Genomic DNA, 26,373 nt, shown 5'->3' with positions numbered 1-26,373 from the left:
TTCCCCCGGTGGTGCTGTAGATCTCGGTGCTGAGTGTCACACCGTGATCGCGGGTTGGTCACCGACACAGCAGATGATCCGTCCAGCGTGCCCGCCGCTTGCACGCATCGGGAGAGTGGCGATGATCTCGTGGTTCAGGCGGGGGTGATGAGTCCGGTCTCGTAGGCGGTGATGACGAGGTGGGTGCGGTCGCGGGCGTGGAGTTTGGCGAGGAGGTTGCCGATGTGGGTCTTGACGGTCTTGATCGAGATGGTGAGCGAGGTGGCGATCTCGTCGTTGGACAGTCCGTGGGCGACGAGGGCGAGTACCTCGGTCTCCCGTTCGGTCAGCCCGTTCAGTCGTCGCGCTGGCGTGGCGGGGATGCTGGTGTAGTGCTCGATGAGCCTGGTCAGGATCGCCGGGGCGAACAGCGACTCGCCGCTGTGGGTGCGGCGGATCGCGTCGAGGAGTTGATCGGGGTGGGCGTCCTTCAGGAGGAAGCCGCTCGCCCCGGCACGCAATGCACCGTAGACGTACTCGTCCAGCTCGAACATGCTGAGCACGAGCACCCGGCACCCAGAAAGAGTGGGGTCGGCGGTGATGGTACGGGTCGCCTCGATGCCATCGCCGCCGGGCATGCGAATGTCCATCAGGATCACATCGGGGACGAGTTCACGGGCCAGGCGGGAGGCGTCCTCACCGGTGCCGGCTTCGCCGACGACGGCCAGGTCGGCGGTGCCATCGATGAGGATGACGAGGCTGTGCCGGAGCAGGGCCTGGTCGTCCGCGATCAGCACACGAACGACGGGCGGGGCCGACTGTGAGGTCATGGTCGCGCCACGTCGGGGATGCGGGCGGTGACGCGGTACCCGTGCTCGTTGGGCTGGGTTTGGAGGTCCCCGCCGAGAATGGTGACGCGCTCGCGCAGTCCGTCGAGGCCATGCCCTGCGCCGGGCTGCGGCTGCCATGATCCGCGCGGCCCGGCATCCTGCACGTCCACGACGATGGTTTCCCCGTCGCGCCGGACCGTGACGCGGACGCGGGTGGGGCCTGCATGCCGGATCGTGTTGTGCAGAGTCTCGCGGACGACGGCGCAGATCGTGAGCTGCACGCCCGGTGACACGTCACCCAGTTCCTCGACGTCGAGGCTGCTGGTGATGCCGGCGGCGGTGGCTTCCTCGACGATCGAGGGGAGGTCGTCGAGGGTGTCGGCGGGGCGAAAGGGCGCTGTCTCCGGGTCGCGGAGCACGGCGAGCATGCGGCGCAGCTCGGTCGTGGTCTCGCGACTGACCCGTTCGATGTCGGTGAGCGCCTCGGCGCGTTCGCTCGCCCCGTCCGGGCCGGCGAGGGTGCGGGCGACGGCGGCCCGGACAGTTATGAGCCCGAGGCCGTGCGAGACCAGATCGTGCAGGTCGGCGGCGATCCTCAGTCGCTCGGCCTGCGTTGCCCGCTCCCCTGCCCATGCCGCCAGATCCTCCTCATAGCGTCGGCGCTGACGTCGGGTGCGATCGAACGCCCAACCGATCACCGACACAGCCACCGCGGCGGCGACCGCTACCGCCGCCCACGCCGACGCCGGACGATCGACCCCCACGAACGAGAGGAGAGCAGCAAGCACTGCAAGGAGCCCGACGGCGACGAGCCAGGCGCGGGAGCGCCACGTCGGCCGGTCGGTGTCCATCGTTCGAGTCTAGATTCCGGCGCTCACGCGGACATCGGTCCTGGGTCTGAGAGACCTGGGACCGAGCACGACGCTGCCATGGTCCGATGACGATGCGGAGAGGACCTGTTGGCATGGAGGGATGCTGACGATCGACTGCCTCACCAAACGCCACGGCTCACGTACCGTGATCTCCGACGTGACCTTCCAAGCACTGCCTGGCCGGGTGACCGGTTTCCTCGGCCCGAACGGGGCGGGCAAGTCCTCGACGCTGCGCGTCCTGCTCGGCTTGGACCGTCCCGCCGCAGGTTCCGCCCTGGTCGACGGGCAGTTGTACCGGAACCTGCGCGACCCGCTGCGCACGGTCGGGTCGATGCTCGACGGCTCCGGCGCGCACCCCTCCCGCACCGCCCGCAACCACCTGGCCTGGGTCGCGCGCAGCAACGGCATCCCCCCGCATCGCGTGAACGCCGTGCTCGAACAGGTCAGCCTCGAAGACGCCGGACGCACCCGCGTCGGCAAGTTCTCACTCGGCATGGGCCAACGCCTCGGCATCGCCACCGCACTGCTGGGCGAACCCAGAGCCCTGGTGCTGGACGAGCCGGTCAACGGACTGGACCCCGAGGGCATCCGTTGGATACGCGGACTGCTCCGCGGCCACGCGGATGCCGGCGGTACGGTCCTGCTGTCGAGCCATCTGATGAGCGAGGTCGCCGAGATCGCCGACGACCTCGTCGTCATCACCGGCGGCCGGATCGTGAAAGCCGGTCCGGTCGCAGAGGTCACCGCCGGATACGCGACTCTGGAAGACGCGTTCTTCGGACTCACCGGCGGCGCGGCAGGGCAAGACCGATGAGCCTCCTCCGCACGATCCTCACCGAGCTGCGCAAGACCGCGACCCTCCCCGGCGCATGGGCCGGGATGGCCGTGGCGGTGCTCGGGTCAGTTGCGCTCACGATCCTCAACGCGGTCACCGTCCGTGGCGCCGTCACCTCGGGGCAGTCGGAACGGGTCGCGGACACCTCGCCGTTCGAAACCGCATTCGCGATGATGCCGCTGGGAACCGTCGGCGCTGTCGTGATCGGCGTCGTCGCGATGAGCAGCGAATACACCGCCGCCCGCACCGATGCCGACGGCGGCAGGCAGATCACCACCACCCTCACCGCCATCCCCGGCCGGCTGCGACTGCTGACCGCCAAGGCGCTGTCCGTGATCGTGCTCGTCACGGCGATCGCGATCGTCGCGGTGCCGCTCAGCGTCGTCGTCGCGAACGTGATCATCGGTGACGCCGGAACAGAGATCGTGTCGATCGATCACGCGGTCCGGCGCTGGGCCGGCGGTGCTCTCTACTGGACGCTCATGGGCCTCATCGCGTTCGCGATCACCGTGCTCGCCCGGAGCGGCATCATCCCGCTCATCATCCTCATCGCCAACAGCTCGGTCGTGTCGTTCTCACTGCTGCTGACCAACCTCACACCGCTCGCCCATTGGCTTCCCGATATGGCCGGCCGCAACCTCTTCGGCTTCCCCGAGGACTCCGTCGTCCCCGGCGGCCTCGAACCCATCCCCGGTGCGATCGTCATGGGCTGCTGGACCCTCGCTCTGCTGATCGTCGCGGGCGTCGTTTTCCGACGCAGGGACGCATGAGATCACCATGACGCTCGCACGCATCACCTCAGCGGAAGCGGTCAAGCTCCGCACCCTCCCCGTCGTCACGGCCAGCGTGCTGGGAACCATCGCTGCCGCGATCGTGCTCGCGGCGGCGATCGCGGCATCCTCCACCGTTCCGATCAGCGCCGTGCAGGTGACTCTCGCGACGGTCCCGTTCCTCCAGATCGGGGTCATCCTGCTCGGTGTGCTCGCTGTCGCCACCGAGTACCAGGGCAGCCAGATCCGCACCACGCTCACCGCGACACCCCGTCGACTGAGCCTCCTTGCGGGCAAGAGCCTCGCCTTCCTCGTCACCGCGATCGTCGCCAGCGGCATCGCGATCGGCGCAGGCTGGGTCACGGCCGCGATCACCCTGTCCGTTCGCCGGCTCGCCGCCACGAGCGACGTGGACATGTGGCCGACTGCCGGGGCAGCGGTCTACCTCGTCCTGATCGGGGCGCTCGCGTTCGCCCTGACCGTCCTGCTCCGCTCGCTCATCCCGCCCCTGGTGACGATGCTCAGCCTCGTCCTCATCGTCTCCCCCCTCGCCGGCAGCCTCACCGAACACGCACGCTGGCTCCCGGACAAGGCCGGCAGCCTCCTCTACCTCACCGACACCGACCCCGTACTCACCGCCGGAACCGGCACACTCATCCTCCTCGCATGGATCGCTGCGGCAGGCATCGCCGCGAGCGCAACCTTCACCCTGCGCGACGGATGAGCTTGACGACCCTGCCCATGAAGCGGCTGCCGGCACTACCGAAGGGATTGTCCGTAGCCATGTAGGTCCAGGTCGCGGACGGTCGGCGCAGGCCCAGGTCTTCGGGGTCGCGGCCGATGTCGTCCGGGCTGAGGGTTTCGACGAAATCGGCGGTGTCGCGATAGACGGCGTCGAAGAAGCCGTGGAACTCGCGCAGGGCGATGCGATGGAACTCGTCAGTCGGCTGCTGACCGGCCAGCGCGACGGAAGGACACTGCGCCGGGCAGACCGAGCATCCTCGACAGCCATACCGGAATCATCGCTCGTGCATCAGGGCCGCGACAGCCTGCCCCAGCGCCGACAACCGAGCCTCGAAGTCACCTGCTCAGCGGGGATGGAGGACACGTTCCACCACTGCGTGGACTTCGTGCTGGCGCTCGTCGATGGCGCCTTCTTCTCCGAGGGCGCGGTAGGCCGCCGCAACCGCGCCGGTGATCGCACCTACGAGAGCGGCGGCTTCGACCGCGGTCAGTTCCGGGTAGGCAGACCGAAGCTCACGCTGAATCTCATCCTGAGCATCGAGTTGAAGACGTAACGCCCGCGCCTGGATCGCGGGAACATCAGGGAGCAGTCGGAGGCGGAGCTGCGCGACCGGATTGTGCGCCTCTGCCTCGATCGCGTCGCTATTCAGGCCTCGGAGAAGCGTTTGGGCGGGAGTCTCGTCGACGGCTCGGGTTCGGATCGCCTCGATGGCCGAGATCACTCGCGGGTCTATCTCATCGAAGAGCAGCTGCTCTTTCGACTCGAAGTAGGCGAAGAACGTGCGAGTTCCGATCTCAGCCGCCGCTGCGATGTCGGCAACGGTCGTCTGGTCGTACCCGTTGGCCTCGAACAGTCGCCGGCCGGTTTCGATGAGCAGCGCACGGGTCTGGCGGCGCTTGCGCTCGCGCAGGGTGGTCCTTTCCTCCATGTGTCCGAGCATACCGCACTCGGTGTTATGCTGCAGTGACTGCGAAACAGCAGTGAGTGCAGAAAGAGGGGTCATGATTCAAGCGACCAGGCTCACCAAGCGATACGGTCGTGTGACTGCTGTCGACGACGTGACCTTCACCGTCCGGCCCGGTGTCGTCACGGGGTTCCTCGGACGCAACGGCGCGGGAAAGTCGACCACGATGCGGATGATCGTCGGCTTGCACGAGCCCACGTCGGGCGGGGTCTGGGTCGACGGGGCCTCCTACCGCACGCTCGCGCGCCCCATGACGCGGATCGGTGTGCTCCTCGATGCGAAGGCCGTGCACCCGGGGATCACCGCACGGGCCTACCTGCGCGGACTCGCCGATTCCAACGACATCCCCGGCTCGCGCGTCGACGAGGTGCTGGAACTCGCGGCGATCGCCGACGTCGCCGACCGACGCGTCGGAGGGTTCTCGCTCGGCATGGGGCAGCGGCTGGGGATTGCGGCGGCGCTTCTCGGGAAGCCGCCCATCGTCATGCTCGACGAGCCGCTCAACGGCCTCGATCCCGACGGCGTTCTCTGGATACGGCGGCTGATGAGAGAACTCGCCGCCGATGGATGCACCGTCTTCTTCTCCAGCCACCTCATGAGCGAGATGGCGCTCGTCGCCGACCACCTCATCATCCTCGAACGCGGAAGGAAGCTCGCCGATGCCACGCTCGCGCAGTTGATGGCCGATCACGCGGAGCGACACGTCGTCGCCCGTGTCCGCGACGACGCGGAACGCCGCACCCTCGTCGCCGCCCTCCGACACGCCTCTGGACAGATCGGCATCGAGCAGGCCGGCAGCGAGCTGACGATCCGGAACGCCGATGCCGACGTCGTCGGCCGTTGCGCCGCTCGGGCAGGCATCACGCTGTCGCAGCTGACCTCGCACAGCACATCACTCGAAGACGTGTTCATGGCGATGACCGCCGGACACGCTGCGCAGCAGGAGGACGCCGCATGACCCCCACCTTCGTTCGAGGTCGCCTTTCGGACCTCCGTCAGCTGTTCCGCGCCATTGCCAACGAGTGGCGCAAGTTCTGGTCCGTTCGAGCGACCGCTGCGACGTTGACGATGCTTCCGATCGTTGCGCTGCTGTTCTCGTGGATGTTCAGCGACGGCGGCGGACGAACGTACGGCACCCTCACCGCCGCCGAGCAGGCGGCCTTCGACCCCACCGCGATCAGTCTCCAGAGCCACCTCATGGCGCAGATGGTCGTCGGAATCCTCGGCGTCCTCGCCGTCACCTCGGAGTACAGCACCGGCATGATCGCCAGCACGGCGATCGTCGTCCCTCGGCGCGGGATCCTCTTCCTCGCCAAGACGCTCGTCATCTACGTCGTGTCCCTGGTCGCCGGAGTCGCCACCGCCCTGAGCTCCTTCCTCCTCGGGCAAGCCGTCCTCGCGAGCCACGGGGCGCCGACGGCGAGCCTCGCCGAGCCCGCCGTGATCCGGGCCGTCGTCGGCATGGGAGTCTATCTCGCGGTCACGGCCGTTCTCGGCCTGGCGGTCGGCATCCTGACGCGATCCAGCGCTGGTGCGCTCGGGATCATCGTCGCGACGATGCTCGTGTTCCCGGCCCTGTCCCAGAATCTGCCGGCGACCCTCGCGGACTTCATCGCAAGGTTCTGGCCGAGCATCGCCGGCAGCCGGATCATGACAGTCGTGCCCGACCCGGCCATGCTTCCGCCGCTCACGGGATTCATCGTCTTCTACCTCACCGTGCTCGTAACCACCCTCGCTGCATTCATCACGTTCCGACGGCGAGACATCTGACGACCGGAACCGCCCAGGCGAGCGCTACGCCCCCGACTCCGCTCCGAATTGTGAACGAGTCTCCCTCGGTGCGATTGGCTCCGAAGCCCGTCCGGCTGCCGATCAGCCGGTGGTGTTCAGTTGGTGGCTGCGCCGATGCGGGTGTGGATGCGGGCACCGGCGTCGTTGAAGATGCTGAGCACCTGAGCGGGCTTCCCGCCGGCCGCGGTCATGGCGTGCGGCGTACGGGTGTCGAACTCGGCCGCCTCGCCGCGGGTGAGAACAAGGTCCTGCTCGCCGAGCCGGAGCCGAAGGCGACCGCTGAGGACGTAGACCCATTCGTAGCCGTCGTGTATACGCAGTTCCGGGAGGGTACGCACGGGCGGGTAGGTGATCGATGCGGGCAGTCCTCGCAACCGGTTCGCCGCCCACATGCACGGCGTCCTCGGCAACGAGGGCACACCGCCTGCGGAGCTGTTGCGGAAGGGGCGTGCCGAGGTCGCCGCGTACGGCATCGAGTTCCTCGACGGCACCGTGCAGAATGTGGAGGCGGCAGACTCGGGTCTTGCGATCGTGCTCTCAACCGGGCGGGCCCAGCGGGCGCGGGCGCTCGTCGTGGCGAGCGGGATCGTCGACGAGCTTCCCGATGTCCCAGGCCTGGCGCCGCGGTGGGGCACATCTGTGCTGCACTGCCCCTATTGCCATGGCTGGGAGGTCCGCGACCAGCGCCTGGGAGTGCTGGCGACTTCGCCGATGGGGCTGCATCAGACGCAGCTCGTGCGCCAGTGGAGCGATCGAGTCGTCGTCTTCGCGGCCGGGCTCGGAACGCTCGATCCCGTCGCCGAGCAGCGGATGCGCGCTCGAGGCGTGGAGGTGGTGGCGTCGCCGGTGGTCGAGATTCTCGGCGAGGACGACCGCATCACTGGTGTGCGCACGGGTGACGGACGGATGGTCGAGGTGGATGCGGTGTTCACCACGGGTGCGCCGCGCCCGAACGACGGGTTCCTCACAGGTCTCGGCCTCTCCCGCACTGACTCGCCCTTCGGCCTCGGGTCCTTCCTCAGCGTCGATCAGGCTGGGAAGACCAGCCACGATCGAGTCTGGGCGATCGGAAACGTCGTGAACCCGGCCGCGAACGTCCCGATGGCGATCGGCGCGGGAGCCTTCGCCGGTGGAGCGGTCAACGGCGCGCTCGTCGAAGAGGACTTCGACCTCGCCCGGGCAGCAGCCGATGGCTGAACAGACAACAGTCCGGAACTCTGGGGAACCCCACTGCCCGGCCGTGGGTCGGCCCCGGTCCGACACGGTCGGCGGCACGGCGAACCCTCGCGGCTATCGATCCCGCGCTCGTGTTCGACACCGCCGTCGACGATGACCCGGTCGACGAGCTGCCATTGGCGCGGCTCCTCCGTGAGGACGCGCACGGACACGACGATCATGAGCACGCTCGGGCTGTGTCTGTGGCTTTGCCTGGACCGGTGTGCCCGTCGGCGCTGATCGATCTGCTCGAGGACCCGCCGCCCGGCACCTACCGGGTCAAGGGGCGGGTGAGCGTCCTCGGTCCGCGGGCGGATCGCGGGTACCTCGTCAACCTCGTCGGCCACATGATTCGCATCGCCCCGTTGCCGGACCCGCCGCCTGTCGGCGAGCTCGTCGTGATCGGCGTCAACCTCGACCAGGATGCCGCACAGCGGTGGCTCGGCGCCATCGCCGCCGCGCCCGCCGAGCGACCTGATGCATCCGGACTGCGGCGGCTGCACCGCTATCGCAGGCTGAGCGATTGAGCGTCGGTTCTCGGCTCCTCAGTTGGTTGACGGCTGCGGAGGAGGTGGGTCAGGGCGGTGAGGTGGGGGAACTCGATGAGCATGCCGAGGATGATCGCCGCGTAGATCACGGGCTGGTCCGGGAGGGCGACCACGGTGACAGCGAGCATGAGCGGGGCGTTGCGCGCGGAGGTCGTCATCGTCAGCACGGCGTGCTCCGGGTCCTCGAGCCGAAACGCCCGAGCCACGGCTTCGCCGACGAGGAACGTCACGGCAAAGAACAGGAACACCACTAGCAGCACCCAGGCGAACGAGCGGGGATCGGTGAGGATCGTTCCAATGTTCCCGGCGAAGATCGCCAGGATGACGGCTGTGATCACGAATGGCATCGCTTGGTCCACCGCTGCCACGAGCCGGTGGCGTCTGGCCCGCGGCACGGTCAGTCCTACCAGGAAGCGCAAGCCCAGGCCCGCCGCCGCAGGCAGGACGAACCAGGTCAGCAGGGCCGGGCCGGCGGCACCGAACATCGCATCGATATGGCGACCGGCAAAAAGCGCCAGCCACACCGGGTACAGCGCGAGCTGCAGGATCATCTGCACGGGGATGAGGGCGGCGCCGGTGGTCGTGTCGCCTCCAGCGAGGCGGGTGAACCCAAGGAACCAGTCGGTGCACGGTGCCAGGCAGTAGACGAGCACTCCGAGCCGCAGTGCGTCGCCGGGCAGCAGCGCGGTGAGGACGAGCGCGATCAGCGGGATGGCGAGGAAGTTCATTCCGACCGCCAGTAGCACTGTGCGCGGCACCCGACGCAGGGCGTGCACGCCGTCCAGACGGAGCGTGAAGAACGACGCGGCGACCAGCAGCAGGATCAGCAGGTCGGCAAGCCCGCCGACCGCGCTGCCTGCCGCGGGGGCGAACAGGCCGAGCAGGCTGCCGGTGAGGATCGCGGTGAGGAACAGGACCGCGGTGAACCCGGTGCGCTGCAGGGCGGTCAGCATGCGCACTCCACCCCGCAGCAGGACAGGTCGTCGGTGAGCATGCCGGCATCCCGCCACGCCTCCAGCGCCCCGGTGTCTTTTCCCGCCCGTTCGCCGATGACACCGGCGATGTGGGCGAAACGCTGGCGGAACTTGTACACGAAACAGAATTTCAGCCCGCCGTGCCGGATCGCCGGCCCCGACAGGAACACCCCGGGCACGACGGTGGACTGGTCGTCCTCGTCCAACTCCGGCCACCCGTCGGGACGCGCAGCGAACAGGTGCCCGACCGGGCCGAGGCCGGGGCCGAATCCGGTCGCGGCGATCGGCGGGGCGGTGCTCGGCAGCGACAGGCCATCACTGAGCCGGACGGTGAAGCCCTCTCCGGCCGGTTTGACGCGGACAGCCCGGGCATCCACGAGCCGCAGCCGCCCGGTTGCCATGGCGTCGCTGAGGCGCATCCGGGATCGAGGGGCGAGGCGAAACGATGGGTCAGACCCGGTCTGCGCATCCCAGGGATGGTCGTCGTCGACGACGGTCACGGTCGCGCCGGCGGCGACGTGGTGACAGGCGATGTCGATTCCGGACTCGTACCCACCGATGACCACCAGCTCACCGGGTCGCTCCTCCCAGGCCTCCGTGCTGCTGGAATGGACCGTGAGCGCGGCGCCCGGGATGCGGGGGGAAAGCGGATGCGCGAACTCGCCGCCTGCCCACACGAGAGAACGTGCGAGCACCGGGCCTCGGGCGGAGAACACCTCGAACCCGTCGACGTGCTGCTGCACCACCTCGACCTCGGCCTCATCCATCACGGGGATACGGAAGTGTTTCACGACGCTGCGCAGGTACTTCGCGTACTGCGAGCCCGTCGGGTAGTCGGTTCCGAGGCTGAACGCGGGCGAGGTCTCCGGGTGGATCGCGTTCAGATCGGTCGCACCGAACCCGTTGCCGGTGAAAGACGGAGTGAGGAAGCTCTGCCGCGCCGGCCAGTCCAGGAACGTCTGCCCGATCCGACCGCGCTCCAGAACGCCGAAGGTCAGCCCATCCACGGCAGCCAGAGCCAGGGCAGACCCAATGCCCGCAGGGCCTGCGCCGATGACGAGTGCGTCGAGGACAGGGGGAGAGGAAGTCACGAGTGCTTTCGCTTTCTAGACGCGTACACGTCATTTGAGAATCATTCTCAATAGGCTACGGTATGAGCAGGGGAAACCCGAACTACAGCCGCTCCGGAAGGAACACGGATGAGAGACCGCACACTCGCGATGAGCGCGTCACTCCTGCTGACGGTCGCTCGCCTCCGCCGGCCCTGGGAGAGGACCCGAGGAGACCACACCCTCTCCTCGGGATCCGACCGCGATGAGCTGGCCCGGATCTATCGCAACGAGCAGAATCGCGATCACCGTGAGCGCACGTACGAGCGGAACCGGCGGTTGTACCTGTGAACACGCGTGACCCGTACGCGCCGACAGCCGGCTGCTACGACCTTTTCAACGCCTCCGCGCGGCCGGGGCAGCTCGCCGCGCTCGAGGTGCTGCTGCCCTGGGTGCGACCCGACTGGGGGCCGATCCTCGACGTCGGAGCCGGATCCGGGCTCAACTCGGCCGCCATCCTCGACCGGCTACCAGAGGCGCAGGTGTGCGCGCTGGAGCCCAGCCCGGCGATGCGAGCACTCGCTCTGACGAAGATCGCCGCGCACCCGGAATGGTTCGGCCGGGTCACCGTGCGACCGGAGGATTTCTTCTCCGCTCCCCTGCCTGAACGCGTCGGCGGCGCAGTTCTGCTCGGCGTGATCGGTCACTTCGACGCCGGCGAACGAGCGGCCGTCCTCGCCGAACTCGCCGCGCGCCTCCCTGACGCCGGTGCGGCGCTTATCGACCTGCAGCAGCCGCAACGGCCTCGCCGCGTCGAGGCGTACGATTTCACCGCCGCACAGGTAGGCGAGTTGACCTATCGGGGTATCGCCGAGGGCTGGCCGCTGGACACCGAACGGATGCGCTGGCGTATGACCTATCTGACCCTGGACGGTGAGCGCGTGCTCGTGGAAGACACCACTGAACACGAGTACCGCCATCCTGCACCGGCGATACTCGCCGACGAGGCCACCCGCGCAGGGTTCACATTCGACCAGATCGGCGACACCCCCTTCTGGCTCCTGAACCGCCCGTGAACGCGCTGAGGCGCTCAGGTCGATCCGGCCGAACCCGGTCACGACGTCATTGCGGCGTGCGATCGGGGGCGCACATGCGAGCACGTTGTTCCGCGCGGTGAACTGTCCCGTTCTGGCGGGGCGCGAAGCCGAACCCCGCACCCCGCCACCAGTCACCCCTGGCGGCCCTTGAACCGCGGGTTGAGCTTGTTGATCACGTAGACCCTGCCACGACGACGCACGACCTGCGCCCCGGGCTGATTCTTCAACGACTTGATCGATGCTCGAACCTTCATCCTTCACCTCCTATTGAGAAACGTTATCATTAGACTGTAGGTGTCGGAGTGGTGTCTCAGAGATGGAGGTTCGTGTGGAGCAGGTCGACGTGCTGGCGGTGATCGGCACCTGTGCCCCTGAACGGCGGCGCTACGCGAAGCGGCTCGCCGCGATGACTCGGCGGACCTTCGTGCCCGCCCGCCGGCTCGCGCTTGCCCCGGATCCGATCGATGAGGCGTTGGCGGTTGCACCGTGGTCAGACGCTCCCGCGGGGGCGGTGATCGAGTTCCCCGAATACACCGAAGTGACCGAGCTGATCGGCACGCTCGCCGCCCCGGACGCTCCCACCCGACTGACGGGTGTCGTGTGTCTGGTCGACGCGGCGCATCTGCGGGACGATCTTCACCAGGACAGCTACACACGCCACCCGGCGCCTCCGGGCGAGCACCCCTCAATGGGCCGGCATGCCGCGCACGCACTGCTCGCCGTGAACCAGATCGAGTATGCCTCGGTGATCGTCCTGGTGAACTGGGCGACGCTGCCCACCGTGGATCTGTCGACGGTGATGGCGCTGGTCAGCCACCTGAGCCCCCGAGCCCGGCTGCGCCTGCATCGGAACGCAATCGATCGGTGGGAGTGCGACACCGTATACACAGTCGGGCAGGAGCGCCCGGGCTGGGTCGGGATGTTGAACGGCGACTACGACCCCCACATGACCGACCTCCGCGTCAGCGCTTTTCACTACGAGAACGTGCGCCCGCTGCATCCCGGCCGTCTCAAGCATCTGCTGGACGAGAGGATCGAAGCGGGCGAGTTCGGCGCGGTGATCCGCTCTGCCGGGTTCTGCCGGTTCGCCACCCGCCCGCAGATCATCGCTCGGTGGGATCACGTCGGCCAGGTGATCTCCTTCGATTCGCTCGGACGCGACGACGACCTTGGCGATGAGGACGATCTGCTCGCGCTGGGCCAGGATCTGGCGTTCATCGGAATCGATCTCGACACTGACGCGCTCAAGAAGGCGTTGGATGCGGCCGCGCTCACCGACACTGAGCTCGCCGCCGGCGCCCGGGCGTGGGTGCGATTCCCCGACCCGTTCCCCTCCTGGCCGGTCGTAGCGGATCGGACGGAGTGACGGCGATGGTGGCCTCTCGATCATCGGCCCCCGTCCTGGATGATCGGCAGCCGGTCGGATGAGCATGCGGGCCCCAAGCCGTTCCGGCCATCCCAGTGGGCATCCCGCCGACCGCACGTCCGTGCATGCGGATGTGCGATCGGCGACGCCGCGGTGGGTGTTGTGGATCTCGGTCGGCATCGCCTGGGCGGGGGCTGCGGCTATCGCGTTGCTGTTCGTCCGGGTCGGTGCCGTCCTAGACGGGGAGCCGCTGACGACGGGACGGATCCTGCTACTCGTCACCCTCGCGTTGACGGCCGCCGGGTGCGCCGCAGCGGGCCCCGCTTTCTCTGAATGGGCGTGTTCGGAGACAGAGCGGCATCTTCGGCACCTCGTGATCAGTCGTATCTTCACCGACGGTGTCATGACCGCGACCGGCCGCTCGGGAGAGTTGCTGTCGGTCGCGACCGACGCCACCGAGAAGACCGCACACTATCGTGCAGGGTTCCTCGGCCCGATCTTCGGCGCGCTGACCATTCCGTCCCTCGTGCTGGCGATTATGGCTCTCACGGTCGATGCAGCGACAGCAGGATGGCTCGCGCTGCTGGTGCTGCTCGTCCCGCCGCTGATCGGCGGGTTCCAGCGGATCGTCCGACCGATCGGCACCGCGTACCGCCGCTCCCAGGCCCGGCTGACCGTAGCCTTCCTGGAGGCGATCCAGGCCCTGGGCACCCTCGTCTACGCCCGCGCCGCCGAGCGCGCCGGAGCGGAGCTGGCGCGTCGTGGCGAGCAGCATCGCCAACACCTGATGCGGCTACTGGCGGGCAACCAGCTGCTCATCCTCGTCGTCGACGCCGCATTCTCCCTCACGATCGTGGTCGCCGCCGCTGGTATCGCAACCACCCGCATTCTGGAGGAGACACTGACCCTGGGCGGCGGCGTGGCGATCGTGCTCATGACGACACTCGTGATCGGCCCGGTCGATGTCATCGGCCAGTTCTTCTACATCGGCATCGCCGGACGTGCCGCTCAGCGCAGGATCGGCGACCACCTCACCGCCGCTGCATCGTCCACGCCCGCCCCCGCCGGTACTCGCCTCCGGGACCCCGACGGCCCCGGAACGGTGGTCCTCGAGCAGGTCACCGCGGGGTGGCCCGGAGGCGCCCCGGTCATCGAAGGAGTCTCGCTGCGCGTCGAGGCCGGTGAGAAAGTAGCACTGGTGGGCCCGAGCGGGATCGGCAAGTCCACCGTCGCCGCACTTCTGCAAACCCATCTGCTCCCGCGCGCCGGCCGCGTCCTCGTGGACGCTCTCGACACCCGGATCGCGGATGCGGATGAGGTGCGATCGCGGCTGGCCGTGGTCGAGCAGCGCACCTTCCTGTTCCTCGGCACCATCGCCGACAACCTGCGCCTGGCCGCTCCGCGCGCCGATGACCGGAGACTGTGGGAAGCGCTGGACCTCGCCGGACTGCGCGGAGAGATCGAAACCATGCCCGCCGGGCTCCACACTCAGGTCGGAGAGCATGGCCGGCTGCTATCCGGCGGGCAGGCGCAGCGGCTGCAGATCGCCCGCGCCTGGCTGCGCGACGCCCCGATCCTGTTGCTGGACGAGCCGACCTCCCAGGTCGACCTGGCCGGCGAGGCCGCGATCCTCGCCGCACTTGATCGGCTCGCGGCGGGTCGCACCGTGCTCATGATCGCCCACCGGCCCGGAGCGGTCCTCGCCGCCGACCGTGTGATCGACCTCAGCACCTTGATCCATCCCGGCACAGAGGGAGCGAGCGCATGACCCGGCTCCGCCTGACCGCCTGGCTCATCGGCCACACCCGGCAGTTGCTTCCCCCTCTGGTCGTCTCCGTGCTGGCGAGAATCGCGAACCAGCTCCTCGCAGTCGCCCTGCTGACCGTCACGGCAGCCGCACTCGGCCAGGCCGCGACCGGATGGGCGGTGTCCGTGCCGAGCGTGATCGGTTGGCTCGCGGGCCTCGCCATCGCGAAAGCCGGTCTGCGATATCTGGAGCACTATGCTGGGCACTGGGTCGCCTTCACCGCTCTCCAGCGGCTGCGGGAGCTGTTCTTCACCCGTCTCGTCCCGCAAGCACCCGCGGCGACCACAGGACGCGCGGGAGCCGAGTTGACTGAGCGGGCCACCCGGGACATCGACCGTATCGAGGTGTTCTTCGCCCACGCCCTCCCGCCCGCCGCCTCCGCGCTGGTCGTACCAGCTGTCACGCTCACCTGGCTCGGGGTGGCGGTGGACGGACTCCTCGCCGCTGTGACGGCACCGTTCGTCGCAATAGCGCTGCTCCTACCCGCCTGGTCAAGCCCGGCGACGTGGCGGGCTGCCCGCCACGTCGCTACGGTGCGCGGGGCTCTCGCCGCGCGGGTCGGGGACGATATCCAGGGCACCCGCGAGGTGCTCGCCTTCGGCGCCCAACACGCCCGGCTGCGAGACCTCGACGACACCGGCCGTGCGCTGACCTCCGCCCGCGAGCACGCCGCTGGCATCCAGGCGCAGCGCACCATGACGATCGTGCTGCTGCAGATGTTCTCGCTCATCGTGCCGCTCGCCATCGGCACAATGGCTGGCCTTCCACCGACCGAGACTGCCGTGGCGCTGGCGGTGGCGGTGGGATTGTGGGGGCCGGTACGCGGCGTCGAAGGCTTCGCCTCCGGCCTCGACACGGCCTTCGCCGCGACCGACCGCATCCGGCAGATCATCGACGCCGAACCGACCATACGCGACAGCGACTATCCCGGTCCCGTACCCCAGCACGGTGGCGTCGAACTCCGAGGCGTCACCGCCCGTCACCCGGGCAGCGATCAGCCGACCCTCCGCGAGCTTTCCGCGCGATTCGCCCCCGGCCGTTGGGCCTTCGTCACCGGAGTATCCGGTAGCGGGAAGTCCACGCTGGCCGCTCTCCTCGCCCGCGGTCTGGACCCCGAGAGCAGGACAGTGCACCTGGGTGGCGCAGACGTGCGCGAGCTGCGGATCGACGACCTGCGCCGCCGGGTCGCCCTCGTCTCCCAGCACCCGACCCTGCTGTCGGGCACCATCGCCGACAACCTGCACCTGACCGCCCCTGACGCAAACGAGGCAACCATCGTCGAGGCGATCACGATCGCGGCGCTCGATGACTGGCTCGCGTTACTCCCGAAAGGGCTGGACACTCGCCTGCGTGAACGCGGAGTGACCGTGTCCGGCGGGCAGTTGCAGCGGCTCGCCCTCGCCCGAGCGTTAGTCCACTGTCCCGAAGTGCTCGTGCTCGACGAGGCCCTCAGCCAGCTCGACGCCGCAACAGCGCACACCGTCCGCAAGCGCCTCGCGCGCACCCGCAGGGGCCTGACGGTCATCGAGATCACGCACCGCGCCGACCTCGTTCCCGACGATGCCGCCGTCTTCGTGATCGACCGCGGGCGTGTCATCGAGGCCGGTACAGCCCGGGTCCTTCGCAGTGCGGCGGGCTCGTTCGCCCGCCTCGAGGCGAGGATCTGAGGGAGCCGGACATGGGTGAGCGGATGCGCGAGCTGTGTCGCGCATCCCCTCACCCTGGCGCCGGTGCGGTGTCAATGCTCGTCATAGTGGTCCTCGTGGACCGCGTGCCTGTGGCCGTCGTGGACGTAGTCGACGTGCCCATCATGCGCGACGGTTTCGTGTCCGCAGTCGGCGCCGTGAGCGTGGTCGGCCGGAGTGTGCTCGGCGATGGACTCGTGCTCGTCGTAATGGTCGCCATGCAGGGCGTGGCGGTGAGTGCCGTGCACGTAGTCGACGTGGTCGCCGTGCCGCACCGGCTCATGCCCGCAGCCGGTGCCGTGCTGATGCTCGGACGTCGTGTGCTCCGCGTGGATGTCTGTGATGGTCATGCTGACTCCTGTTCTGGATGGGTGGGTTCCTCGTCCGCGACCTCTTCGGTCGCGGCAGGCTCTCGGACGTGGGCGAGCGCGTCGGCGATCACATGGCTGACATGCAAGTCGGCCATGCGGTACGTGATCTCCTTGCCGTGGCGCGTCGAGGCCGCCAGGCCCGCCTGTCGCAGCGTCCGCAGATGCTGCGACACCAGCGGCTGCGACAGCCCACTCGCCTCCGCGAGGGCGCTCACTGTGCGCGGCTCCTGCCCGATCAGATGCAGCAACCCGAGCCTCGACTCACTACCGAGGACTTTGAATAGCTGCGCCGCATCGGCAAGCCCCGTCTCCACGCCCATGATTTTCATCCCATCACACACATAAACAGATTGCAATGTGACTATACTACTGAGAGTGCTTCTCACCCCGCAGAGAGGAGGCGACCATGAACGCCGCGATCCGTGAACGCCGTCAGACCGTCCAGAAGGAAGCCGTGCGCCAAGCCCTTGAGGAGGCAACCGGCTTCATCTCCGCCACTCAGCTGCACCAGCGCATCAATACCGAAGGCACTCCCATCGGGCTGGCGACCGTGTATCGGCAATTGAATGCGCTGGCCGAGTCGGGGCACGCCGACACAATCCCCGTGCCCAGCGGACAACTGTTCCGAGCCTGCGAGCCTGGTGCGCATCACCACCACCTGGTCTGCGAGGAATGCGGAACGGCTGTGGAGATCGAACCATCCGACGAGGAGTGGATCCGCGACACCGCCGCACGTCACGGATTCACCGTGACCCGCCACATCCTCGAGGTCTTTGGACGTTGCGCGGACTGCGCTGCTGCGTAGCACGCCGCGGGAAGGAACGGATACCGATATATGCCAGGCCGCGCCCGTGTAGCTAGTAGGCGAAGGCCGAGCCGGGCTGCCGGGGGATGAAGGAGAACCGGGCAGGCGTCAACTCAGGACTCAATCGGCCGTGGAGCAGGGGGCCGATGACCCGCGCGACGCCGACCATGATGAGGAGCGAAAGCCACCGCACCACCCGCCCCCAGCCAGGCAGAACCCACGTAATCGACGGTGCAGGATCTGCACATCTGAGCAGTAGCGGTTCGCACTGGTGACGTCGCAACCTTTCCTGGCCGAACATGCCCATCGTGCGGTGACGAACCGCTGGGAAGTCCCTCCCTGCACCTGTGTCTGAACCTCGCCCCGTCAACCCCGCTCTGCATAATAGGCAGCGGCGTCGGCGACGCGGTTGTTGTACTCGATCGTCGGGTTGTATGCGTGGATGGCGGCAATCCAGTTGTCGGCGACCGTGAGGTCCCCGCCCACGTCGCAGAGGTATCGTGCTGCGGCGAGTGCGCTGTCGTCGATGTTCTGCGGGTCGCGGATGCCGTCGCCGTTGCCGTCGGCGCCCCATTGCGCCCAGGTTGTCGGGATGAACTGCATCGGACCGACCGCGCGGTCCCAGACGGCGTCGCCGTCCAGCATGCCCGCGTCGGTGTCGCGAATCGCCTCGGTGGTCTCCCCGGTCAACGGGATGCCGATGATTGCCGGGCGAGCGACGCCGTCGGCACCGAGATGCGAACCGTGAATGGTGCCGTGCTCGGATTCGACGTGGCCGATGCCGGCAAGGGTGTTCCAGCCCAGACCGCACGCCGGATACTCGGACGCCGCGACGAGGGAAGCGCCGGCGTACGCGATCAGGGCACGGACGGGGATACTGGTGTTGTCTGACAGCTCAGCTACCCAGTTCTCGTCGACAAGGTCTGTGAGCGGACGCTCGTGCTGCTGCGAAGGTGCCGCATACGGTGTCTGCCTCGGATCCGGCCGCGGTGTGGTTCCCGACAGCTCAGCCGCGACATACGACGTCGGATCCGGATCCGGTCGCGGTGACAGGGATGCCGCGACCAGCGCCCCGGCGACCAGGACCACACCCAGTGCCGCGCTCAGCACCGAGCCGATGACCCATCCCCGACCGGTTCTCGAGGACGCCAGCGTCTGCACAAGGTCATTTTCTTCGGTGTCATCCACGTCCGCGCTCGCCAGGAGCGCGTCGAACTCGCTCAGAGGGTCCGCTTCCACGGGCGGACCTTCTGAGCGAGCAGAGGTCGGGGTCATGCGCACCTCGAGATCATGACGAACCGGTCGTGTCGACGGGCGCTGCTTGTGTCCGAAGCCGACGTACGTACCACAGGGTGACGCCGATGATTCCTGCGATGATCAGCACACCTCCGCCCACGATGCCTCCCACGACGGCGGGATTCACGTCCTCGCCGAAGATCGCGTCGAGCACGCCGTTGTCTTCGTCCTCGCCCTCCGTGTGTTTAGTCCTCAGCGTCTGATTCTGCTTCTGCTTTTCCTTCTCCTCAGCCTCTGCGGCAGCGGCCTGCGCTGCGGCGTCGGCCTGGGCTGCGGCGACGGCGTCGGCCGTCGACTGGTGCACGGCCGCGTTGACGGCGGCCGCCGTGCTGGCATCCGCGGACCGCAGGCCGCAGAAGGCATCGCCGAGCGGCACGTCGCCGACCTGGAACACGTACGTGTGCGCCGCCGTGCGGATGGATGAGCCCGTCTTCGGGTTGGTTGCCACGGCGTGCACGGTCAGCTTGTAGACGCCTTTTTGCGAGAACACCCACTGTGCGTGCGTGTGCGCAGGTTCGGCTTCTCGGATGGTGCCGGGGAAGCTGTATCCGCCATGGGTGAGGAGCGGTCTGAAGTCACCGAACGATCCCTGCGTGTACATGTACGCGCGCCCGGGGCCGTTGACGCCGGTGATGTTGATCGACACGTCGGTGTATCCGCTTCCGGCCGTGCTGAATGTCTCCCAGCCGGGCCAGATGAGGGCGGGATCCTGGGTCAGCGGGAGCACGTATCCCGATGGCGCCCCGGGCGTCCCGCCGGGGATGTTGCCGCGATAGGCGGATTCCTTGACCTTGAGTAGGACGGTCTCGGCTTCGCGGATCACCCGGTGGCCGGTGACGTCCTCGAGAAGTTGCAGGACGGCCTTGCCGTTGGCGGCGGACACGTAGAACGCGTCGATGTGCCCGTGGTCGAGTGTGACGCCCGGGGCGCATTGCTGGCCCGGTGCTTTGGGCGGCGGCTTGCTGCCGCCCCCGCCCGGAGTGCTCCCACCGCTGCCGGGGTTGCTGCTTCCACCCCCGGGGTTGCTCCCCCCGCCTCCGGGGTTGCCGCCTCCACCGGGGTTGCCGCCGCTGTCGGGGGCGACGACGGTGAAGTTGTCCCAGCCGATCAGTTCGTCATCGACGCTCTTGAGGACGAGCCGATGCGTGCCGGGGGCGATCTGTTGGGGGACGTCGATCGAGAATGCGCCTTTGAGGTCGGCTTGCACCCACCCGAGCCAGACCGGCTTTGGGTCATGGCTCCACGCCGAGACCCATTCTCCGAAGTGCGGCTCGTCCACTGCCACGGCGAGGGAGCCGTCGGGTGCGGGCGCGACCTCCTTCTTGGCGTTGGTGACCTTCACGCTCGTCGCGGGCTTCACCCCGGCCAGTTCCGTATCGTCGACGGGGATGGTGTCGTCGTGCTCCGGTTTGGGCGTGTCCTCGCCGGCGACGGTGAGGGTGACAGGTGTGGACTGCGAGGCAGTGACGTCGTCCTTCCAGGTGGGGATGAACTCGGCAACGATCCTGTGCCCGCCGGGGGTGAGAGAATCGGTCCGGAATTCTGCTTTCCCGTCTTTCACGGGGGTGTGCCCGAGAATCGAGTTGCTCTTCTCGTCTCGGAACTGCACGGCGCCGACAGCATCTGCGGGGCTGACCTCGCTGGTCAGCAGGATCGCCTCGCCGGCGTCGAGGTCCTTCGTCGAGCTGCGCAGCGTGACCGAGGAGGACTGCGTGTGCGCATCGAGATCCCCGACGACGAAGACGTAGTCGTTCGTCGCCGTCTGCTGACGGCCATCGACCTTCCCGGTCATCGAGAAGGTCAGCGTGTAGGTGCCGGCCTTGGTGAACACCCAGTTCATGTGGGTGTGCTGGGGAACACCGAGGGTCCAGGGCGTCAGCTGGTCCTTGGAACTGAACACCCGGGATGGCCCGTTCTGGAACACTTCGACGTCGCCGGGGCCGGTGACCGTGTCGAGCGTCACGGTAAGGCGTGCGTTAGGGTCGACGGCGGCGCGCAGGCTGGGATCTTCCGTGCTGAAGCCGGGCCAGATGATGTCGTGGTCCTGCGTCTGCGGCGCCATCCAAATGGTGCTCCCCGGTGCGCCGAGGAACTCATATCCTGGCCCACCGGGAAATGTCTGCTTCGCCTTGTCGTTGACGTGGAAGAGCAGACGCCGGGTCTCGAGGCGGCTGCCGAGATCGATCTGACCGTCTCCGTCGACGTCCATGTCCGCCTTGGACTGCAGCACGAGGGTGCCGTTGTCGACATATGCGGAGACCGCGTCGGTGTGGACGGCGCCGACGATGGTCTTCTCCTGGCTCGGCGGCGCAGGTTGGTCGGACTGGCCCTCGGGTTCGGGGATGTCCTCCGCGTCATCTTTGACATCGGCGTCTCCCAGCGCGGGGGTGTCCTGCTCCCCCGCGCCGTCGGCGTCGGGGGTGACCTCGGCCTCGGCTCCGGCTTCTGGATCGGTATTCGTCTGCGGTTCCGGCTCGGGGGCCGGTGCTGGCGCGTGTGGGAGCGGGTCGGTGACTCGGAACAGCATCGTGGTCGGCGCGCTCTCGCCCACGACCGTCCCCTCGGTATCGACCAGCGTTGCCGTGGCCGTCAGAGAGTAGTCGCCCGGTGCCGTGAAATACCACGATGTAGGAGTGGTGGCGCCCGCATCGAGTGGCGCGTGCTCAGGCGCGTCCGTCGCCGTGCCCAACAACCACGCGCTGCCGTCCTCCGAGGTGACCACGGCCTGCGGCGTCGTCGAGCCCGAGTTGTCGGCGGCTACTCCGCCCGGGAGGACGATCTCGCTCCACCGGAGCTGCACGGTGCCCGCGGTGGCATCCATGGCGGAGGTGTCCAAGTGGGCGGTGAACCGTGCCGTGCCGTCGACGGTGATCATCGTGTCTGAGAGCACCGGTTGCCCGTTGGTATCGGCAATGCCCAGTTCGAGCGATCCGTCGGCGCCAGGGGCGATCTGGGCGAGGGTCGCGCCGGCAGCGGGCAGTTCTGCTGCGGCGCTGGCGCTCAGCGGAGTCAGCGCGGTCAGTGCCAGTGCGAGCAATGCGGCTACGCCGGTCGCCCGGGTGCGGTGTCGTGGGGCCGGATGCAGGATGGTCATCGGAGAACACTCTCTTCAACGTGCGGTGCAGAGGAATCTGCGGCCTCCCGGCGGGGTCCCGGTGTCGGCGACGGTGAGGCGGTCTCGACCGGTTGTGCGCGGCGGCGGAGGTAGTTCATCAGCAGTCCGTGCCGGGGTGCGAAGAACCAGGCGAGAAGGAAGACGGCTGTGGCGATGAGCACGATCATGCCGCCGACGGGGAGATCGAAGCTCCACGAGACGTAGAGGCCGACGAGGGCGGAGGACCCGCCGATGATCGGGGCGAGGAGCATCATCAGCCCGAGCCGGTCGGTGAGCAGCCGTGCCGCTGCGGCCGGGGTGATCAGCAGAGCCAGGACGAGGATGTTGCCGATGGTCTGGATGGAGATGACGATCGCGATCGCGACCATGACGTAGAGCACGAGGTCCAGGACGAAGACGGGGATGCCGGTGGAGCGTGCCATCTCGCGGTCGAGGGTGACCGCGACGAACTCCTTGTGGAACAGGAAAACCGTCAGCAGCAGGAGGATGCCGGTGATCGCGACGGTGTAGATGTCCTCGTCGGGGATGCCGGTGATGGAGCCGAAGAGGAACTGCTGCAGAGAGCCGGCGTATCCGGGTGCCTGGGAGATGACGACGATGCCGAGAGCGAAGGCGGCGACGAAGAAGACCCCGATGATGGAGTCCTCCTTGATGCGCCGGTTCTGAGAGAACACGGCGACGAGGATCGCCGTCAGGACGCCGGCGACGGCGCCGCCGAGGACCAGGTTGCCCTGGATGACGAAGGCGACGGCGAGCCCGGGGAAGACGGCATGGGCGACGGCGTCGCCGATGAACGCCATACCGCGCAGCACCACGTAGCATCCGATCACTCCGCAGACGATGCTGGACATCACGGCGATGATCAGTGCCTTGGGAAGGAAGCCCAGGTCGGGGTTGAGCAGGTCCTGGATGAAGTCAATGGGAGAGAGCATCAGGCCGACACCCCCAGGGTCTTCAGCAGCGGGTTGGTGGCTTTCACGTCGAAGGCGCGCATCCAGATCTCGGGGTCGTTGAGGGTCGACGCTGTGCCGTCGGCGATGATGGTGCGGTTGATCAGGCACAGGCGGGAGCATTCGTGCAGGGCGCCGACCAGGTCGTGGGTCGTCATCAGCACGGCCTTGTCCTCGGCGGCGAGGTCTCGGAAGAGCTCGATGAGCAGCTCCTGGGTGGGCATGTCGAGACCGGTGAACGGCTCGTCCAGCAGCAGCAGCCGTGGACGCAGCGCGAGTGCGCGGGCGACGAGGACGCGTTGGCGCTGTCCGCCGGAGAGCTCGCCGACCGGCCGCGCTCTGAGGTGGTCCATGTGGACACGTTCGAGGGCCTCGGCCACGGCGTCGAAGTCCGCTACCCCGGGCCGGCGCAGCCATCCGATCCGCCGGATCCGGCCGGTCATCACGGCATCCTCGACGCTGATGGGGAAGTCCCAGGCGAACTCGTGACGCTGCGGTACGTAGCCGATCCTGGAGCGCGCCTGTGCGCCGGTGCTGCCATCGACGTCGACGCGGCCGTTCTCGGTGCGGATCAAGCCGAGGATAGAGCGCAGCAGAGTGGTCTTGCCTGCCCCGTTCGGTCCGATCAGACCGACGAACTCACCGGTCTCGACGCTCAGGTCGATGTCGTGCAGGACGCGCCTGCCGCCCAGGTGGACGGTCAGGTCGGTGACGTCGAGGGCACTCATTCGGTCGGTTCCTTCACATTTCGGGCGGCGAGGGCGCGGGCCTTCGCCCGACGAGATGCGGTGACGACCACGATGATCGCCATCACGAGCACGACAGCGACCACTCCGACCACACCCCAGATGAGAGTGGCGAACGTGCCGTCGCCGTCCTGATCGCCGTCTGCGGCCGGACCGGCGGTGTCATCGGACGAATCCGGGGCGGCGGTCTCTGCGATGACGGACTGGTCGAACTCCATGCCGAATGCCTCCTCGGCATCCGTGGCGTCGCCGACGGCGAAGCGCAGGGTGTCGCGTGCGGAGACGGACTCGCCGATGTTCAGCTCCGCATCGAACTGGAGTTCGACGAGGTAGATCCCCGGTTCGCTGAAGACCCAGTTGGCGTGGGTGTGCTGGTTCACCTCGATCCACGACTGCTGCGGGAAGGGCTCCAATGACGACCACAGCGGTTGCGGGTCGCCGAAGTTCCCGCTCTGCAGGTAGACCACGACATCGCCCGGTCCTTCCATCCCCAGGACGCTGAGGGTCGTCCCCAGGTTCAGTGACTCGATCACGTTCGGTTCCTGGGTGTTCCACCCCGCCCAGACGACGTCGGGATTCTGGGTCTGCGGCACCACCCACACCTCGGTGCCGGGTTCCTGTCCGAGGAAGCGGTACGCCTCTGCGTCGGGGATGGGGAGGATGGCCGCGTCGGCGACCTTGAGGACCACGTCGTCGAGATGGCGCCAATAGGAGGGTCGTGCGGTGTCGTCGTGGATCTGGACGATCCACTCCCCCGTGCTCAGCGTGGGGCCGAAGTCCACGTGCCCCTGGTCGAGCACGACCTGTCCTGTCCCCTGCGTCTGGTTCGGGTCGATCGTCTGATCGAGATCGTCGTCGCCTTCTGCCGAGGCGGCCACGGGCGCGAGCACGGCGAGTCCGGCCAGGATGAGTGCGGAGGCCATGGTGAGCGGGCGGCGGATGCTGCGGGTGGTCATTGTTCTCCTTCGGGCGTGCCCAGGCAGTCGCGGATGGATCGTGCGTTGAAGCGCATCATGTCGATATAGGTGGTCACGGTCTCGCTGAAGGCATCGCCGTAGATGGTGCAGACCTCGACCCCCTGGTCCTTCGCCACTTCGACGAGTGTGGAGGAGCGTGCGGCGAGGTTGGGTTCGAGGAACACGGCGGGGACGTGCAGGTTGCGGATGGTCTCGGTCAGACGTTTCCGCTCGGCCAGCGACGGCTCGACCGCGGGGTTCGGGGTGACGAAGCCGGAGATATCGAGGTCGTAGGCCTGCGCGAGGTAGCCGAACGCATCGTGCGTGGTCACGAGCGTGCGCTGCGATCGAGGGATCTCGGCGATCGTGTCGCGCACCTCGGTGTCCAGTGCGCTGAGCTCCTGGAGGTAGGCTGCGGCGTTCTTCGTGTAGTCGGCGGCGCCGGCCGGATCGACCTCGATGAGGGTGTCGCGGATGATCTCGGTGTAGGACATGGCGTTGCGGACGTTCTGCCACAGGTGCGGGTCAATCTCCCCGTGCACGTGCTTGCCGAGCACCGCCTGCGGAAGCTGGTAGATCGCCTCTCCTGCACGTCCCAGGAACCGGTAGGCGGGATCACCGGGGATCTCGTGCAGGGCCTTGTTGGGCACCTCCACGACCACATCATCGAGGGGGAAGAATTCCTGGTGCACGTCTGCGGAGCCGTGCTCGTGATCCAGCAGGACCTCGAACCCTGCCTCGTCCAGGTCGAGCGTGATGTCGGAGTGGCCGCCGTTCAGCACTGTGGGATCGGATGTGCCCGGCACCGTGTACGGGTCGACGCCGACGGCGAAGGTGACCTTCCCGGTGGCGATGTCGAGGGGCTGCTGGTCCAGAGCGACCTGCAGTTTCGCCTGCAGGTCCAGTGTGTAGATTCCCGGCTGTGTGAACGCCCAGCTCAGGTGCGTGTGCGCGTCGGGGGGAAGGATCACCGTGTCGTCGCGGTACCCTCCGGCGGCGTCGAAGCCGTCGGAGGAGTCGAAGTAGACGTCGACGTCGCCGAAGCTTCCGGTGAGGTAGGCGATCAGATCTCCCGGCCCTTCCATGCCGGTGGCGGAGAGCAGGATGTCGGAGGAGCGGGTCGCGCCCAGCTCGGCACCGTCTCCTTTCACCCGCAGGCCGAGCCAGATCGTGTCCAGGGACACGTCCTCGACGAGGGGGATGATCTCCGCGGCGTATTTGACGGCCTCCTCGGCCAGGGAGATGTTCGGGACCCCGTCGGGCAGGTTCGTGTCCAGCGCCTTGATGAGGTTCTGCTCCTCGAGCATCAGGTAGTTGGAGAAGGCCACATCGGCGTAGACGATATCGCGCACGTCGCGCAGCGACGGCTCGTAGCTGTGCGGGTCTCCGCCCTCCGGCACGAGCGAGATCACCTCTGCCCGATCCCCGGCGACGTGCTGTGCGAGGTCGGCGAGGATACCTGTCGTGGTCACGACGCGGACACGACCGTCGTCCGGTTCTGCCGGGGAGGCACTGGCGCATCCCGACGCGGCCATCGCCAGGACGATCGAGACGGCGATGCCGACGGTGCGAGGGGGCGACACGTGTTCCTTTCCGGATGCCGAGGC

27 protein-coding genes are annotated in these 26,373 nt (G+C 67.9%); 12 read left to right on the top strand and 15 right to left on the bottom strand.

Features of this window, described 5'->3' with window-relative positions:
• Positions 1–134 precede the first annotated feature (134 nt).
• Entirely contained in the window at positions 135–809 is a 675-nt protein-coding gene (locus CIK77_RS07145) for a response regulator (protein ID WP_087054403.1), read from the bottom strand.
• Positions 806–1,660, bottom strand: coding sequence for a sensor histidine kinase (locus CIK77_RS07140; protein WP_087054404.1), 855 nt, complete (start codon positions 1,658–1,660; stop codon positions 806–808). The genes CIK77_RS07145 and CIK77_RS07140 overlap by 4 nt, the downstream gene beginning before the upstream one ends.
• 121 nt (positions 1,661–1,781) lie before the next feature.
• Here CIK77_RS07140 and CIK77_RS07135 point away from each other — a divergent pair, with 121 nt between their 5' ends.
• From CIK77_RS07135 to CIK77_RS07125, 3 genes are read left to right on the top strand one after another with little or no spacing between them, the layout of a single operon-like run.
• Positions 1,782–2,495: an ABC transporter ATP-binding protein gene (locus tag CIK77_RS07135; RefSeq protein ID WP_087054405.1), complete on the top strand. Its 714-nt coding sequence runs from the start codon at positions 1,782–1,784 to the stop codon at positions 2,493–2,495.
• Positions 2,492–3,286, top strand: coding sequence for an ABC transporter permease (locus tag CIK77_RS07130; protein WP_087054406.1), 795 nt, complete (start codon positions 2,492–2,494; stop codon positions 3,284–3,286). Before CIK77_RS07135 ends, CIK77_RS07130 begins: the two co-directional genes overlap by 4 nt.
• 7 nt (positions 3,287–3,293) lie before the next feature.
• On the top strand, positions 3,294–4,010 hold the full coding sequence (locus CIK77_RS07125; RefSeq protein WP_087054407.1) for a hypothetical protein: 717 nt from the start codon (positions 3,294–3,296) through the stop codon (positions 4,008–4,010).
• Between the two features lie 364 nt (positions 4,011–4,374).
• On the opposite strand, the gene CIK77_RS07120 is transcribed toward CIK77_RS07125, so the two are convergent.
• Positions 4,375–4,959, bottom strand: a complete 585-nt coding sequence (locus CIK77_RS07120) for a TetR/AcrR family transcriptional regulator (RefSeq protein WP_212647457.1) — start codon at positions 4,957–4,959, stop codon at positions 4,375–4,377.
• A gap of 73 nt (positions 4,960–5,032) precedes the next feature.
• Here CIK77_RS07120 and CIK77_RS07115 point away from each other — a divergent pair, with 73 nt between their 5' ends.
• Both CIK77_RS07115 and CIK77_RS07110 read left to right on the top strand, forming a co-directional pair.
• Positions 5,033–5,953, top strand: a complete 921-nt coding sequence (locus tag CIK77_RS07115) for an ABC transporter ATP-binding protein (RefSeq protein ID WP_087054409.1) — start codon at positions 5,033–5,035, stop codon at positions 5,951–5,953.
• Entirely contained in the window at positions 5,950–6,765 is an 816-nt protein-coding gene (locus tag CIK77_RS07110; protein ID WP_087054410.1) for an ABC transporter permease, read from the top strand. Before CIK77_RS07115 ends, CIK77_RS07110 begins: the two co-directional genes overlap by 4 nt.
• Positions 6,766–6,881: 116 nt before the next feature.
• On the opposite strand, the gene CIK77_RS07105 is transcribed toward CIK77_RS07110, so the two are convergent.
• Positions 6,882–7,178, bottom strand: a complete 297-nt coding sequence (locus CIK77_RS07105) for a cupin domain-containing protein (protein WP_332841609.1) — start codon at positions 7,176–7,178, stop codon at positions 6,882–6,884.
• Here CIK77_RS07105 and CIK77_RS18110 point away from each other — a divergent pair.
• Positions 7,177–7,983, top strand: coding sequence for an NAD(P)/FAD-dependent oxidoreductase (locus tag CIK77_RS18110; protein WP_140403503.1), 807 nt, complete (start codon positions 7,177–7,179; stop codon positions 7,981–7,983). The two genes, CIK77_RS07105 and CIK77_RS18110, sit on opposite strands and share 2 nt — an antisense overlap.
• 110 nt (positions 7,984–8,093) lie before the next feature.
• Complete coding sequence (locus CIK77_RS18105) at positions 8,094–8,528, top strand: GTP-binding protein (RefSeq protein WP_249268515.1); 435 nt, start codon at positions 8,094–8,096, stop codon at positions 8,526–8,528.
• On the opposite strand, the gene CIK77_RS07090 is transcribed toward CIK77_RS18105, so the two are convergent.
• Together CIK77_RS07090 and CIK77_RS07085 are read right to left on the bottom strand one after the other, a co-directional pair.
• Positions 8,507–9,502 carry an arsenic resistance protein gene (locus tag CIK77_RS07090; RefSeq protein ID WP_087054413.1) on the bottom strand — a complete coding sequence of 332 codons (996 nt, stop codon included), beginning with the start codon at positions 9,500–9,502 and terminating at the stop codon, positions 8,507–8,509. The two genes, CIK77_RS18105 and CIK77_RS07090, sit on opposite strands and share 22 nt — an antisense overlap.
• Positions 9,496–10,614 (bottom strand): NAD(P)/FAD-dependent oxidoreductase, encoded by a 1,119-nt coding sequence (locus CIK77_RS07085; RefSeq protein WP_087054414.1) that lies wholly within the window; start codon positions 10,612–10,614, stop codon positions 9,496–9,498. The genes CIK77_RS07090 and CIK77_RS07085 overlap by 7 nt, the downstream gene beginning before the upstream one ends.
• Before the next feature lie 305 nt (positions 10,615–10,919).
• Between CIK77_RS07085 and CIK77_RS07075 the strand changes: the two genes are divergently transcribed.
• The gene (locus tag CIK77_RS07075; protein WP_087054416.1) at positions 10,920–11,648 is read left to right on the top strand and encodes a class I SAM-dependent methyltransferase; all 729 of its coding nucleotides are present in this window, start codon (positions 10,920–10,922) and stop codon (positions 11,646–11,648) included.
• A 152-nt stretch (positions 11,649–11,800) separates the two neighbouring features.
• On the opposite strand, the gene ykgO is transcribed toward CIK77_RS07075, so the two are convergent.
• Positions 11,801–11,923 (bottom strand): type B 50S ribosomal protein L36, encoded by a 123-nt coding sequence (gene ykgO, locus CIK77_RS07070; RefSeq protein ID WP_023951906.1) that lies wholly within the window; start codon positions 11,921–11,923, stop codon positions 11,801–11,803.
• 62 nt (positions 11,924–11,985) lie between these two features.
• On the opposite strand from ykgO, the gene CIK77_RS07065 reads away from it, so the two are divergent.
• From CIK77_RS07065 to CIK77_RS07055, 3 genes are all read left to right on the top strand, one after another.
• Positions 11,986–13,035, top strand: a complete 1,050-nt coding sequence (locus CIK77_RS07065; RefSeq protein WP_249268516.1) for a GTP-binding protein — start codon at positions 11,986–11,988, stop codon at positions 13,033–13,035.
• Positions 13,036–13,438: 403 nt separating this feature from the next.
• Positions 13,439–14,803, top strand: coding sequence for an ATP-binding cassette domain-containing protein (locus CIK77_RS07060; RefSeq protein ID WP_181861404.1), 1,365 nt, complete (start codon positions 13,439–13,441; stop codon positions 14,801–14,803).
• A complete protein-coding gene (locus CIK77_RS07055; RefSeq protein ID WP_087054418.1) occupies positions 14,800–16,509 on the top strand; it encodes an amino acid ABC transporter ATP-binding/permease protein in 1,710 nt (569 codons plus the stop codon). The genes CIK77_RS07060 and CIK77_RS07055 overlap by 4 nt, the downstream gene beginning before the upstream one ends.
• Positions 16,510–16,580: 71 nt before the next feature.
• Here CIK77_RS07055 and CIK77_RS18100 read toward each other — a convergent pair whose 3' ends face one another.
• Complete coding sequence (locus tag CIK77_RS18100; RefSeq protein WP_087054419.1) at positions 16,581–16,877, bottom strand: hypothetical protein; 297 nt, start codon at positions 16,875–16,877, stop codon at positions 16,581–16,583.
• On the bottom strand, positions 16,874–17,218 hold the full coding sequence (locus CIK77_RS07045) for an ArsR/SmtB family transcription factor (RefSeq protein ID WP_087054420.1): 345 nt from the start codon (positions 17,216–17,218) through the stop codon (positions 16,874–16,876). The genes CIK77_RS18100 and CIK77_RS07045 overlap by 4 nt, the downstream gene beginning before the upstream one ends.
• 86 nt (positions 17,219–17,304) lie before the next feature.
• On the opposite strand from CIK77_RS07045, the gene CIK77_RS07040 reads away from it, so the two are divergent.
• The gene (locus tag CIK77_RS07040) at positions 17,305–17,703 is read left to right on the top strand and encodes a Fur family transcriptional regulator (RefSeq protein ID WP_087054421.1); all 399 of its coding nucleotides are present in this window, start codon (positions 17,305–17,307) and stop codon (positions 17,701–17,703) included.
• A gap of 366 nt (positions 17,704–18,069) precedes the next feature.
• Here CIK77_RS07040 and CIK77_RS07035 read toward each other — a convergent pair whose 3' ends face one another.
• Genes CIK77_RS07035 through CIK77_RS07010 form a run of 6 tightly spaced genes read right to left on the bottom strand, consistent with a single transcriptional unit; the run spans position 18,070 to position 26,349 of the window.
• Positions 18,070–18,942 (bottom strand): lytic transglycosylase domain-containing protein, encoded by an 873-nt coding sequence (locus CIK77_RS07035; protein ID WP_249268517.1) that lies wholly within the window; start codon positions 18,940–18,942, stop codon positions 18,070–18,072.
• Positions 18,943–18,991: 49 nt separating this feature from the next.
• Complete coding sequence (locus tag CIK77_RS07030) at positions 18,992–22,093, bottom strand: choice-of-anchor M domain-containing protein (RefSeq protein WP_087054422.1); 3,102 nt, start codon at positions 22,091–22,093, stop codon at positions 18,992–18,994.
• Positions 22,090–23,046 (bottom strand): anchored repeat-type ABC transporter permease subunit, encoded by a 957-nt coding sequence (locus CIK77_RS07025; RefSeq protein WP_087054423.1) that lies wholly within the window; start codon positions 23,044–23,046, stop codon positions 22,090–22,092. The genes CIK77_RS07030 and CIK77_RS07025 overlap by 4 nt, the downstream gene beginning before the upstream one ends.
• Complete coding sequence (locus CIK77_RS07020) at positions 23,046–23,792, bottom strand: anchored repeat-type ABC transporter ATP-binding subunit (RefSeq protein WP_087054424.1); 747 nt, start codon at positions 23,790–23,792, stop codon at positions 23,046–23,048. The genes CIK77_RS07025 and CIK77_RS07020 overlap by 1 nt, the downstream gene beginning before the upstream one ends.
• A complete protein-coding gene (locus tag CIK77_RS07015) occupies positions 23,789–24,766 on the bottom strand; it encodes a choice-of-anchor M domain-containing protein (protein WP_087054425.1) in 978 nt (325 codons plus the stop codon). The genes CIK77_RS07020 and CIK77_RS07015 overlap by 4 nt, the downstream gene beginning before the upstream one ends.
• Positions 24,763–26,349 (bottom strand): anchored repeat ABC transporter, substrate-binding protein, encoded by a 1,587-nt coding sequence (locus CIK77_RS07010; RefSeq protein ID WP_249268518.1) that lies wholly within the window; start codon positions 26,347–26,349, stop codon positions 24,763–24,765. The genes CIK77_RS07015 and CIK77_RS07010 overlap by 4 nt, the downstream gene beginning before the upstream one ends.
• Between the last annotated feature and the right edge of the window lie 24 nt (positions 26,350–26,373).

It is taken from the genome of Microbacterium sp. JB110, from assembly GCF_003335195.1.
GTDB lineage: Bacteria > Actinomycetota > Actinomycetes > Actinomycetales > Microbacteriaceae > Microbacterium.
The sequence above is the reverse complement of the archived record's forward strand: the minus strand, read 5'-3'. Positions and strand labels throughout refer to the sequence as shown.